The 12,716-nt window shown below is 61.8% G+C and carries 11 protein-coding genes and 1 riboswitch; of the genes, 1 reads left to right on the forward strand and 10 read right to left on the reverse strand.

Features of this window, described 5'->3' with window-relative positions:
- Positions 1-140: 140 nt before the first annotated feature.
- The 7 genes from ACN8ZM_RS28535 to ACN8ZM_RS28565 form a co-directional block, all read right to left on the reverse strand.
- Positions 141-1,208, reverse strand: coding sequence for an AbiJ-NTD4 domain-containing protein (locus ACN8ZM_RS28535; protein ID WP_420211411.1), 1,068 nt, complete (start codon positions 1,206-1,208; stop codon positions 141-143).
- A gap of 283 nt (positions 1,209-1,491) precedes the next feature.
- Positions 1,492-3,102, reverse strand: coding sequence for an SIR2 family protein (locus ACN8ZM_RS28540; RefSeq protein ID WP_420211412.1), 1,611 nt, complete (start codon positions 3,100-3,102; stop codon positions 1,492-1,494).
- Between the two features lie 1,060 nt (positions 3,103-4,162).
- Positions 4,163-4,336, reverse strand: a complete 174-nt coding sequence (locus ACN8ZM_RS28545) for a hypothetical protein (RefSeq protein ID WP_420211413.1) — start codon at positions 4,334-4,336, stop codon at positions 4,163-4,165.
- Positions 4,337-4,403: 67 nt separating this feature from the next.
- Positions 4,404-5,216 carry a hypothetical protein gene (locus ACN8ZM_RS28550; protein WP_420211414.1) on the reverse strand — a complete coding sequence of 271 codons (813 nt, stop codon included), beginning with the start codon at positions 5,214-5,216 and terminating at the stop codon, positions 4,404-4,406.
- A gap of 149 nt (positions 5,217-5,365) precedes the next feature.
- Positions 5,366-5,713 carry a hypothetical protein gene (locus ACN8ZM_RS28555; protein ID WP_420211415.1) on the reverse strand — a complete coding sequence of 116 codons (348 nt, stop codon included), beginning with the start codon at positions 5,711-5,713 and terminating at the stop codon, positions 5,366-5,368.
- 83 nt (positions 5,714-5,796) lie between these two features.
- Positions 5,797-6,129 carry a hypothetical protein gene (locus tag ACN8ZM_RS28560; protein ID WP_420211416.1) on the reverse strand — a complete coding sequence of 111 codons (333 nt, stop codon included), beginning with the start codon at positions 6,127-6,129 and terminating at the stop codon, positions 5,797-5,799.
- Between the two features lie 42 nt (positions 6,130-6,171).
- Positions 6,172-6,275, reverse strand: a riboswitch (SAM-I-IV-variant riboswitch).
- A 288-nt stretch (positions 6,276-6,563) separates the two neighbouring features.
- Positions 6,564-7,475, reverse strand: coding sequence for a LysR substrate-binding domain-containing protein (locus tag ACN8ZM_RS28565; RefSeq protein ID WP_420211417.1), 912 nt, complete (start codon positions 7,473-7,475; stop codon positions 6,564-6,566).
- 260 nt (positions 7,476-7,735) lie between these two features.
- On the opposite strand from ACN8ZM_RS28565, the gene ACN8ZM_RS28570 reads away from it, so the two are divergent.
- The gene (locus ACN8ZM_RS28570) at positions 7,736-8,929 is read left to right on the forward strand and encodes an MFS transporter (protein WP_420211418.1); all 1,194 of its coding nucleotides are present in this window, start codon (positions 7,736-7,738) and stop codon (positions 8,927-8,929) included.
- Positions 8,930-9,081: 152 nt separating this feature from the next.
- Here the strand turns inward: ACN8ZM_RS28570 and ACN8ZM_RS28575 are convergent, their stop codons facing one another.
- The 3 genes from ACN8ZM_RS28575 to ACN8ZM_RS28585 all read right to left on the reverse strand — a co-directional run bounded on the left by ACN8ZM_RS28575 (position 9,082) and on the right by ACN8ZM_RS28585 (position 12,589).
- Complete coding sequence (locus ACN8ZM_RS28575) at positions 9,082-10,572, reverse strand: phenylacetate--CoA ligase family protein (RefSeq protein ID WP_420211419.1); 1,491 nt, start codon at positions 10,570-10,572, stop codon at positions 9,082-9,084.
- Positions 10,569-11,642: a hypothetical protein gene (locus ACN8ZM_RS28580; protein ID WP_420211420.1), complete on the reverse strand. Its 1,074-nt coding sequence runs from the start codon at positions 11,640-11,642 to the stop codon at positions 10,569-10,571. The genes ACN8ZM_RS28575 and ACN8ZM_RS28580 overlap by 4 nt, the downstream gene beginning before the upstream one ends.
- A 131-nt stretch (positions 11,643-11,773) precedes the next feature.
- Positions 11,774-12,589, reverse strand: a complete 816-nt coding sequence (locus ACN8ZM_RS28585) for a DUF6597 domain-containing transcriptional factor (RefSeq protein WP_420211421.1) — start codon at positions 12,587-12,589, stop codon at positions 11,774-11,776.
- Positions 12,590-12,716: the final 127 nt, after the last annotated feature.

Consider the following 12,716-nt stretch of genomic DNA (forward strand, 5'->3'; position numbering starts at 1 on the left):
GAATTTCCGGGCGGGACTGGTCGTTGACTTGCAAGAGCCGAGTGAATCGGTCCCGAAGCGTTATGCGGGTTTGCGCTGGCGCAAAATTCAAGCTCTCGAATCGGTTCATTTTCTCTAGCGGCGAGCGCAGCTCGGCAACGTCACATCCGGCGAATTAGCGAACGTATCCAGGACATCGCGGTCTCGATTGCCCAGTCTGTCTGTGCGGGCGACAACTCCGGCATCCGCTCGGGGCCTGGGCCGTGTCCCAAGGAATTCCGCACTTTACGGAAGTAATCTTTGAGAATATCCCCCTCCCAGACGGCGAGGAAACCCTCGTTATTCTTGCTCACGAGGTTGTCGATGTACGCAGCTGCACCGTTCTCAATGCCCCGGGTCCACCCCTTGTGGCCAGACACGATTTTTATGGCACTTTCGAGGGCCTTCGCCGCAAAGATTGCAGGGTCCTTGTCGTTCGAATCACGGCGGTCCAAGGCCTCTTTCATGTCGACGTCGACATTCGCCCACATTGAGTCAGCCACGAGGCGCCAAAACGGAGTTGCAATCTGCTGTTCGACTAGCTCGTCTTGCGATACTTGGATGAATCCGTTGTGGAAGGTAAGGGGGGCACCCGCACGGCGAAAGCGCTCGTTAAGCTCGTCAACCTGAGCCTCAAATATGGCGCGTTGCTGCATTTTCGCAATTGTTAGTCTGTCGACTAAGTTCGCAGGCAACTGCGGCCCCTTGGCCAAACGGTGCTTTATGTCCAACTCCGCCATAGTCTTGGCCAAAGGCGGGTCCGGCATGGTGAGCTCTTCTTCACGCAGACGCATCGTCAACTCGATGAAACTTATCCGCTCCTTGATGAACATATCAACGTCCAACGTGCTGGCAGTAGGCGGAGCACTGACGAAGGTAGCGCACACGTGTTCCCAATCGAACGCCCAAGAGACAGGGACGTCAACCCCGAAACCATTCTTTTGCTGGCCCGAATAGTAGAGGGGGGAAAGCTCACCGACACCAAGCTCGCGTGCAAGTCGGTCATGGATGAGTTGCCACTTGGTTTCATTCGTTTCAATCTTTTTTCGCTCGCTCCCGCTGCCTCTGTAGCAAGGAAACATTTCCTTAGCCAACGAGATAGTCTGATTTAGCAGCCGCCGCTCCGCTTCGGTGTACGCCGTCCAGATAGGATATTTGAGATATCGGTACGCGAAGATATCTGTGAGCATGAGTTTGCTTTGATGATTTGACGTTTAACTGCCTTGAAAGCACTGCCGTAGGACACCAACAGCATGAAATTCTGTTAGTGTCTCACCCTCGTCCGCTCTGCACGTCTGCGCTATAGCTGAAGCCCCTATGGATGTCGTCGCGGCGCCTGTCTTTGTTGATGCATTGCTACTGAAACGGGCTCCGTCATTGGCCATGATGGCCGACTGCGCCGCAGTGCAAGCCGCATGTACTATCAAGCACCTTTGAGCGCCCCCGGCCGCGCAGTTGGACAGCCTTAGAGATTCACCAGCTCCACCTAAGCTTTTGGCTGAAGGTTTCCAAGCCATCCAACTCCGCTTTACATTCATCGACCGTGCGTCCGAATAGTCCAGACGCTACATACTGTGCATTGTTCCCATCACTATCCAGAGAAGCCTTAATTCGCGCGGCGACAGCCTGTCGGTTTCTCGTCCGGTGGCCAAAACTGCCGGGCGGGAACCAATCTCCAAATGCACCGGTACCTGCGCGCCAGTGACACGCAAGGGCTAGTAGCATCTCGACCCAGTCAAAGTGCCGTTCGAAGTCTTCGTTGGAAACGAACTGGTCGCCGAGGGCATCCCACAACGTATTTTGCATCCAGTCGTTCACGGGCGCATACCGCCTTTCCATTCCTTTGAGAAGGCGCCCCAAGCCCTGTGCATCTTGCAAGAAGCAGGCCGGAGGAAACACGACGGCGAACGCCAAATCATCGTTGTTCAGTCGCGCACTGCCGTTGAATATGCCCGACATTGCGACCAGGTTGTCGCTCAATGATGCACCGAGCAAGGTGGCATACGCTATCAGCGTTGCAGGATAATTCTGGAAGCCGAGCCACGCCACCAATCCATCTATCTTCCGGCCTGCATAGACACGCTCCAGCGTACCTCGCAAAAGTCTCGCAACCTGAGCGTTGCCCCATCTGCCGCACGTTGCGGCAACGCAGATGAGCGTCGAAGCCATCGACTCGTATGTCTTTACGCGCTTTGTCAGCAACTCGCCAGTGAAGGTCGTCGATGTGTCTGCAAATGGCCCTGCAGTCAATTGTGCAGCAAGGTCCCGTCCGAGATTCTCAATCAGGTCCGACAAGCGGATACGATGCACCGGGTCGCTCAAGAAACGCTTCGCCGACGCAACGGCAATACCCTTGGACAACGGATGCGGCTTGCTGAACTCCTCGATGGACTGGACGTTCGTCTGCAACTGGTCGAAGAAACTATCTGCGCCATCGATTGGCAGAGCAAGGCCGCTTCGCAACCTCATCAACCCCTGTGCGGCACTCCCCAGCGACCCTTTATAGCCCCAATACATCGAATAGCGTCTCGACGGAGCGCGCTCGATGCAGGCGCGAAGCGCCACATCCCAATCGGCAGACCATCCACACACGACCAACCCGAACTCGTCAAACACACGGTCGAGGAAACGATTCATCTCCGGCGAGTAGTCGGCAAGTTCCGCGGGCGTGTTCCTGATGCGCGTGTCGAGATAGTCACCGTGTACCTTGACTACACAGCACCCAAGATGAGCCAGCGGAGGTAGCCCGGCAAGTTGGTCCGGCCCGCTCACCACCACCGGAGCGATGCCCTCATCCTCAAGTGCACGTTCCATCAGGCGGTCGAAGTTCGTCGTAACGATAAGGCGGATATAGCCTCCGCTGACCAGCTTCGCGATGGCTCGATGCGCCTTGGTGGGCATCTTTGCGCCTTCCTCTCGCTCCTCGTCGCTCGGTTCAAAATAGCTACGGAGCAGCGCCTGCCGTTCGTCCGGAGTTCGTGCGACCGCGTCGAGCAGTTCTCCGTAGTCGGGCTCTTTGCCAAACTCGTCGAGATACCACGCAGCCGGGTCGGGTTCACAGTCTGCGCCCTTCAGCTTCGCCACCTTCCGTACTAGCTCTAGGACAATCTCCCAGCCAGTTGGGATTCGCGAGGACCGTGAAACGCCCGACCCCAAGAGAGCGGCATACACGCCCTTATTCGATTGGACCGAGAATGACAGTGAAATCAGTGGGTCGAGCACAGGAGTCCCCAATCTATGAAGGTTGCACGTTCAAACGAAATTAGGCCATGGCACGAGGCCACACGCGATTTTAAGCGCTCGCCGCTGCTACCCTTCGACAAAAATAGGAAGCCACTCATCCGAAGCTAAATTATTTCGAGATAGAGCACAATTCTCGTGGATTATCTCCCCCTCGATTAGAGGGCGCACGGCTGTGCTTGTCATATTGCCTGCATAGGGTCTTCCCTATGCCGACGAGGTTACCGTCTGCGACCTCATTCAGACGATGGCAATGTGCCCGCTCAGGCGCTACCCGCTCAATGTCGACCTTGAAGCTTCGGCCGCCGCATTGCCCGGGGTCGCCGATGATTGCTGCGCTTGCAATGAGTTTGAGTTCCGCATCTGCCATCTCGAACGCGCTGAGATTTCGTAACCCCAAAATTTGAACAGCGCCGAACTCTGAAGCAACTTAAGCAACTCGCTTCGATTCGCGAATGAAGTGTGTGTCAAGGCGTTACGGGAGACTCGGTCTAGGGGCCTCCCCGCGGTTCCCAGCGTACGTAATCCAATGTATTGCAAAAGCGAGTGTTCGGATGTTGACGGTGGTCACGCAAACATACGTACGATTTGACGTCGTCGGGTCGGCCACGGAAGCCATTGATTTGCCGAGAGAGTTCGGGCGTAACCAGAACCAGCGGTGACGCGTAACCAGAATTAATGCACTTCAGCAGGTCGGGCATGACGACGCGCAGCGCGAGAAGTTTTCCGGAATGACTTGCCCGCATCGCAGCCGAGCAACGGTCAGGCTGACGTCGCCCTGTTTCCGCAGCGGCACGATCCGGCCTGACGTGGCGCCGCCGCCATGTGCAGCGGCGTCACCCGCGACCATGCTCCCGCCGATACTCCGCCCGAGTCTTCCCCGCCAGCTTGCGGATATCGCGCGTCAAGCGAGCCTGATCGAGATACCCGGGAGGGCATGAGCCCGTTCCGCGAGATCGACCGGCTCGCCGCCGGCGAGCCGGTCGGTGGCCTCATGCAATCGGTATCGACAGATCCCCCGCTTCGGCGTCACGCTCACATCGCTGGAAAAACGCTGCTGCAGCGTGCGCTCGCTCAACCCCGCACGCTCGAAATGTTCCGTTGCGGAGCCCCTTTACCGGCCAAAGACTCGCGCTAGAAACCCGCTATTGCGAGAGACTCAGCTTCTTCAACAACACCGCACCACTCGCCGGACTCACGAGCGAAATGGATTCGATATCCAGGTACAACCTCGAAGTCCTCGTCGTGATGTCGGTCGGCTCGTCGTTGCTCGGCTCGGCGTGCTCGATGTGTTCGGTCAGGTACGGCCGGACCAGGTGCCCGGAAAGAGCGAACACGAACCCGCCATGCGTTTGCGCGTACGCAGCGGGTGACAGCCTCACGCGGCCGCGCACGGTGGACTTCCGGCCTTTTCCGGGATCGAGTTCGATGATGTCGATCTGCTGGATATAGCCTTTTGCCTTCGCCTCGGGTGCGATCACGAGCCCTCGCCCTCGCGGCCCGGTAATGACCTTTCTGAGCAGGATGCCTGTCCGGCCTTCACCGTCGGCGTCGACCAGGTCGACGTCCACGTTCAACAAATGCTTCTGCGACTGATATCGCAGCCCGTACGACACCGGCACCAGGAAAGTTACCTCACGATCCAGGTTGACCGCGGCCAGGTCGGCGTTCTGGCCATGCTTGTCGGCCACGCCGGGGATCAGGCTGCGAACGCGATCGCTCAGGGACGGGGACGCGCTTTTGACGTGCAGCTTCTCCAGTGCTTCCCTAATCGCAACCGGATCGTCGCCGACAATCGGCCGCGTGAGCGACGTGTTGGCCGAAACGGCAGGCGCGACGCTCGCCGTTTCGTTGACATTGTCGGCCGCTGCACGCGACGCGACCGGGGCCAGCATGATCGCCACGGCGACGACACACGCGACATTCAGACGGCCCAACATGGATCTCCGGTGAAACACGACAAACTCCTGATTTTCTGGCGGATCGGTCGACTATGAGATCGGCGGGATCAAGCGATCGGTAACGGTCCAACCGTTCGAGTTCACCGGTCGCCTGCGCGACACATCATAGGTTCATTGTCAGTTCGGCAGCAGGCCGGCGCGCCGCACTATCGCAGTGCCCAGACTACAACAATCCACGACAAGCGAGCAGCGGCGCGATGGGCTGGGGCAGTGACATTCAGTTGCTCAAACTCCCGCTGCGCCTCCCGCCAGAGAGGGGCCGCCCTTTCGTGCAGGCGCCGCCCTTCCTCGGCGAGCTCGATCAGGCGGCTTCGGCCGTCCTTGGGCGACGGCTTGATCGTGACGAAGCCGTCGCGTTCCAGGAAGCCAACCATTTTCCCCATCACCGTTCGTTCGATAGCCAGTTTCTCGGCCTCGGCGATCGACGCTGGATCCGTGACATCGATCCTGACCGGCACAACGCCCGGCTCGTCGAAACCGCTCGTGTTGCGCATGCCCGCATAGACTTTCGCCGCCCCGCGACGACGTGCCTCTCGCGCAAAAGCCAGACCCAGGCCGCGATTGGCACCGGTGAATTTCAGGAGGCAGCCGACCCGGCCCGCACGAAATGATGCTCCACCCTCGTGCGCAGTACACCATCGAGCGCGGCCAGTCGTTCGCGCAGTCGCACCGCTTGCCCTTCCGTCATTTCCCCGAGAACGATCTTTTGCTCGAGCACTTCACCACAGCGGGTGATGGCCCAACGGTCGACCGTGGCGGTCTCACCTTCGAGCACGGCAGCCGCGGTCGAGACGATGCCCGGATTCGGTCTCGACACGAGATGAACCGTATGCGTCAGCGTGAAACCAGGAAGGAACTGCGACCAGTCTTCACAGACTGCCGGGTGGGAAGCAGAGGTAGCTTGACGCATGGTTGCTCCGGATGAGTGGTTATCGAACCGGTGCCAGCCATGCTGCTCCCGTTTCGTTGCCGTAAATCGGCCGCATCGCCTCGAAGGCGTCCACCTTGCCCGGGAGGGCAGGTTGGCGTCGGATAGTCCGACTCTGGATGCTTGATTTCTCGCGTTCGACATTTCGAACGCTGGTTCATTATACCGAATACCCGGCATCGGGCAAGCAGTGCCGGGAGAGTCGCATTCCGGCCGGATGGCTCCGCCCCATCCGCCCCATGTGCCGGGGGCGCCCGCGGACGTTCATCGGCCGAAGGCATGGACTTGTTGGCGGTGATCGGTGGGCCAAAGCCGCCCAGGCGCTGGAACGAGAACCAGGCGCCGTGCTGTTCGCTCGCACGATGGGTCGGTGCTTCGTCCATGTGCATGCGGCTCCCTCCCTCAATGCTGGATCGTCAGATTGCGTCCCACGGCGCATGCCGCCAACGTTCGAACAGAAAATCGCTGAACGCCATCAGCCGGCGCGGCACGGGTTCGCGCCGCGCCCGCACGATGCTGATCTTCGAGGGCGTGGCTTCGCATTCCGGCAGTACGCGCACCAGCCGTCCGTCGCGCAATTCCTCATGGATATCCCAGGTCTCACGCAGCGAGATGCCCAATCCGGCCAGACACCACGCATGCAGCACCTCGCCGTTGTCGCTGCACAAGGTGCCGCTGACCGCAACAGCATGCTCCCGGCCGCCCTTGCGCAGAGGCCAGGTGTTTTGCAGCAAGCCGGGATAGGCGAATACCAGGCAGTTGTGCTGCGCGAGGTCTTCCGGTTTTTCGGGCCGGCCATACGCTTTCAGGTAGGCGGGAGACGCTGCCAGGACGCGCCGGTTGTCGGCGATGCGCCGGGCCACCAGTCGCGAGTCGGCCAGTTCGCCCATGCGGATCGCCATATCCAGGTCGCCGCCATACAGATCCTGCACCTGATCGGACAGGCGCAGGTCGAAGCCGACCCTGGGATGCAGGCGGCAGAAATCCTGAATCGCCGTTGCCACGAACTTGCGGCCAAACGGCGTGGGCGCGGTCAGGCGAATGATGCCGCTCAGTTCCTGGCTACCGCCGGTCGCCAGTTCCTGCAATTCCTCCAGCACACCCAGCGCCACCCGCGCCCGTTCGGCGATCGCGCGGCCTTCGTCGGTAATCCGCAGATGGCGGGTATTGCGCTCGAACAGCGTGGTGCCCAGCGCCTGTTCCAGCCGAGCGATCTGCTTGCTCACAGTCTTGGGCGCCAGGTGCAGGTCGCGCGCGGCGGCGGAGAAGCTCTGGCGCTCCACCACTTGCACGAACACCGACAGGTCGTCGAGATTGCGCAGGGTCATTTGGGTCGTTTCGTAGAAAGTGTTTGGCTATTTTGGTCATTCAAAGGATATAGCGAGTCCGCGAGACTGACACGCTTCGTCCGGTGCCGCCTCGCCTCACTCCCCCGGGAGTTGCACTCGCCGGCCTATCCCAACTGGAGTTGCTGATGATCCAACACATTCTTTTCATCCCGACCCGCCATGACAGCACAGGGCCGGCCGATTCCGTCGCAGCGATCCGGCCGCTGCCGGCAGCAGTATCGGCAGCGCGGAACTGAGCCATGAACGAGCGCATCCCTTTCGTCATCTATGTCTTCGCGCTCTGCGCATTCGCCCTGGGCTTCACCGAGTTCGTCACCATCGGCCTGGTGTCCATCATTTCCGCTGACCTGCATGCCAGCGTCAGCCACGTGGGCACAGCAGTAACGGCCTATGCACTGGGTGCTGTGATCGGTGCGCCGGGCCTGACGGCACTGGCCACGCGCTGGCCGCGCAAACGCCTGCTGCTGGTGGCGATGGCACTGTTCACGCTGGGCAATGCCGTCGTCAGCCTGTCCGGTGCGCTGGCGCCGATGCTGGTGGCCCGCTTCGCGTCGGGGCTGGGGCATGGCGTGTTTCTGGCCGTGGCGTCCAGCGTGGCCACGCAACTGGCGGGCCGGCATCGCGCGGGCGCGGCGGTGGCCGTGGTGTTCGGTGGCCTCACGCTGGCCCTGGCGCTGGGCGTGCCGCTTGGCACCTACCTGGGCAGCGTGTGGCGTTGGCAGGCCATCTTCATGGCCGTGGCCGCCAGCGGTGCGATCGGCTTCCTGGGCCTGCTGGCCCTGATGCCGACCGATCGCAACGATGTCTCGGCTCAGGCCAATGCGATGGACGGCCTGCATGCCATGTTCAATCCGCCCCTGCTCGCTGGGGCCGGTATCACCGTGCTGGCCTATGCGGGGTCGTTCTCGCTCTATACCTACATCTCGCCCATTCTGTTGCAGGTGACGCACGTTTCAGAGCGAACGGCCAGTCTGCTGATGCTGGGTTACGGCGTGATGGCGGCCATGGGCAATGTGTGGGGCGGCCGCCTGACCGACCGCAAGGGCGCGGATGCGGCCGTGATGACGGTGCTGGCTAGCCTGGCGGTGGTACTGCTGGCGATCCGGCTATCGGCACCGTCTCTGCCGCTGATGGCGCTGCTGACCGGCCTGCTGGGCGCGCTGACCTATGCCGCGGTGCCGGCCCTGCAGGCGCGGGTCATCGGGCTGGCGCACGTCCATGCACCGCAAGCGCCCGCGGTTGCGGCCGGCCTGAACATCGCGGGCTTCAATGGCGGTATCGCATTGGGTTCGCTGCTGGGTGGAGCCAGCCTGGAAGCGATGGGGCTCACCAGTACGGCATGGGTCGGCGCGGTTGCCGTGGGCCTGGGGAGTGTCTGGATGCTTTGGCAGATGCGGCGCCCTGCGTTCCTGACGGCGAAGGGGCAAGGATAGGCGAATCATGAAGCTGCCACGCAGGGTGCGGATCGGCTGATGTGTCAGCGCCCCGCATCTGGAAAGCATGGGCGTCGCGCGACCACCTCAGGATTCACGGTACGAAAACCCTCGTGCAACATCACCGGCTGCACGAGAGCACGCCCCGCCCCTCACGCGATGTACTTGTTCTTGATCCGAATATCCCGCCCCTGAAACGGCCCGGTATCGTGCTCATGCACATGCACGATCACCTGCTTCGAATCGAACAGCCGCGACACCTCGCGAAAATCCTGATTCACGCGCTTCATCCCTTCGAACACCTCGCCGTGCAGCGCTGCATCATCAAGCTGCATCGCCCCATTCCCCGAAGCCCGTTCGAGATGGACATGCAGGAAGCTCGTCAATTGCGCATCCTCGGTCGTCGCGAGCTGGAACGTGCTGATCGCGTCATGCAGCACCGGCGACGCGGACAGAACCTGCTCGATATCCGACGGGAACACTTTCGAGCCATAAAACGGCACGCTCGAATCGTTACGCCCGTACACGAACAGAAACGGGAAATGGCTGGTGCGTGACGCAAAGTCCGTCAGGCGCATGCCATGCGCCGACAGACGCTTGTTCAGCTCGCGGAATTTATACGTCCCACCCGAATCGCGAATGTTGTACCGGATCTTCGGCGCCGCACCGGACTGCCGCCCGATGGTCACCAGCAGTTCACCGTCGTCATTCGTCTCGATCACGTAATCGAGCGCGTTGTACTGGAAGATCATCGGCGGCGTATCGCGCCCGAACAATTCGCGGCACAACTCGGGGCGACTCAGCAGCGCACGCCGCAAGCCGATCGTCGTCGGCGTCTCGACGCCGATGTTGATCTCGAGGTCCGACGCGCCATACGACGAGATCACCGTGCTCGCCTTGCGCAGCAGATGGTCGCGCAACGCTTCCGATAACCCTTCCCCGCCGACGATGAAATCGATGTGATACGGCGTCAGGTCGAGGTCGCATTCGTCGACCACCGAGCGGATAAACGGCGGGTAGCCGAAGATCAGGTACTGGTACTTCGGCCCGAACAGCTTCAGCGTGTTGATCAGCTTGGCCTTGTCCGGGCCGATCGACTTCATGATGCCGACGTCGACGAGCGACATCGACACGTTCATGCCGGTCGCCCACGGCCCGAGCGCAAAGCAGTTCAGCAACATCTTGCCGGAGTCGCGAAACACCAGCTGATAGTTCAGCTGCAGGATGCGCTTGACGTCGCTGCGTTCGGCCGCGCTGCGCACCCAGTTGTTCGGCTGGCCGGTCGATCCCGACGATTCGTCGATGACGACGCCCGACTTCGGAATCGCGCCGCCATAGCAGCGCTGCTCGATCGAATAGCGCTTGATGTAGTTCTCCTTGGTCATGGCGGGCAGGTCCGACAGCCGCCATGTGCCGCCGGCCTTGTAGCCTTCGGCCTTCAGGAACTCGATATACGCGGGGCACGACGTGCTCGCCTTGAGGAACGCGACGCGAGCGCGCATGCGGCCGACATAGGCCAGATAGGGCTGAAAGATCGGCGCATTGAGGAATACATAGAGACGTCCGTCGACGCTGATCACGCGGCGAAGGAACCAGAGCGTCCAGAGGACGGCTTCGAGAAAGAGACGAATGAGCGTGTTCATGCGGATCTCGGCGAGTGGAACGGAACCGGCGCATCGACGAGGATGTCGGCAAGCGCCCTGCGTTGGCTCTGCGGCGGCGTACGCGAGTAGCCGACCTTGAACACGAGCCACGCCCGGTCGACCCCGGTATGCGCGCTGAACCACGCGGCGGCATCGGGGTTCGTGACCAGGTTGCCATACGGATGCAGGTACAGGCCGAGGCTCGTCAGCGCGAGCCAGAAGCGCAGCAGGAAGCGACCCGACTCGATCGCGTTCTCCGGATTGAAGAAATCGCCACTCAACACGCCGATCGCCGGTACGTGGCCCAGTTGCGACCGATAGCGGCGCTTGAAATAGAAGCGCGTCGGCTTGAACGTCAGGATCTTCGACAGCCGCGCTGACATCCAGAACTCCACCCGCGACAGGTTCATGCAGCGCCAGTCGAGGCCGTCGCGGTGCCGGGCCGTCGAACGGTCGGTGAAGCGAAACCAGCCGGTGATTTCGTCGTGGTAGTCCGAGACGTTCATGTCATGGAACACGGCGTCGATGTTCGTCGCGATGATCGGCTCGATCAGTTCCGCACCCGACAGGTGCGTATATCGATGCCCCCATTCGTCGGCCAGCGCCGCCAGTTGCGCGACGGCCGCGTCCGGTACCGGTGTCGGGTTCATCGAAACGCGCGACGTGCGGCGCGCCAGCATCAGCGCGGACGGATCGTCGCGCGACGCGTCCGCGTTCGCCTGGGCAACGAGCCGCAACGCGGCGAACGGTATCAGCCCCGGCGGCGTCGGCTGCGACAGCATGGCCGCGAATGCCTGCACCGGGCGATGCAGTTGCCATTCGACGCGCAAGCCGTGCGGCGCCGCGAGCAGATCGATCGCGTCGATGAACATGCCCATCGCGGACAACAGGAACGCACCGGTCGTGTCTTCCTTCGGCAGCGTGCGCGTGCCGTCGATGAACAGCTCGGCGTAATCGTCCGAGATCAATTGCACGCGCCACGGCTGAACGTTGTGCGGCGACGGTGCGTGTCGGGCCACGGTCAGGATCGTGTGCCAGACAGAAAAGTCTTCAGCGGGAATCCCCGGCATATCTCGTGGCTTCCTTGTTGTTGTGCGGCTGATTGCCGTTGTTGCGCGAGAACCGGCCCCTCTCAAGACCGGGTAAAGCTGTGCGCATCTTACATGAGGGCCGAGGCTCCCCCACGGATGCCCGGGCGACCTCACTGCTGCGAGTCGTCCCGCCGGTATTCGGCCGGCGCCTTGCCCACCAGCTTGCGGAAGTCCCGCGTGAAATGCGCCTGGTCGAAGTAGCCGAGCGCATGCGCCAACTCCGCCAGATCCACCGCATCGCCGCTGGCGAGCTTGTCCGCGGCCTCATGCAGCCGATACCGACAGATCACCCACTTCGGCGTCACGCCCACATGGCCGGAAAAGAGCTGCTGCAGCGTGCGCTCGCTCAGGCCGGCACGTTCGGCCAGGTCACGCACCTGCGTGAGACCGCTATCCTGCTGCAGCATCTGCAGAATGTCGTGGATGCGTTCGACCTGCGGATCGGGCGGCGGCAGCGCCCGCAGCAGCAGCGACTCCGCGGCCGACACCATGCCGGCATCGTCCGGCGCACCGAGCACCGCCTCCTCGGCTTCCGCATCGCTGCCACCCAACAGCGTCGACACCGGCAGCACCTTGTCGGTCATCCAGTGCACGGGCTTGCCGAAAAACGCACGAAAGGCGCCGGGCCGGAAGCGCACGCCGATCACGCGCCCCGCATCGGCCAGCGTGGTTTCAAACGCACCGGACACCACACCGAAGATGCCCGTGCGCCGCCGGTCGAACACCAGGTTCACGCACGGATACGGCAGCGTGCGCTGCACATGGGGCGGCTGGTCGCGCAAATCCCATTCGACGATCCAGTGGTGATCCAGCACGCCGGCCAGTTCCGTACACGGGTAGTAGCGATTCAGGCGGAAGCGCTGCCGGGCGGCCCGTGGGCCGACCACGCCCTTCGGGGTATCGGTCACCTTGCGCAAGTCGGACATGATGTGGACGGTAGACGGTAGCGGCGATGTCACGATGATGCACCGCCACAGCGGATTTTTCCAAGACGGCGGAGCCCGGACGTCCTACATTGGGTTCCCTCTCCCCGACCGCATTCCGGAGCCCGCC

Source organism: Burkholderia aenigmatica (genome assembly GCF_048627025.1).
Classification (GTDB): Bacteria; Pseudomonadota; Gammaproteobacteria; order Burkholderiales; family Burkholderiaceae; genus Burkholderia; species Burkholderia aenigmatica.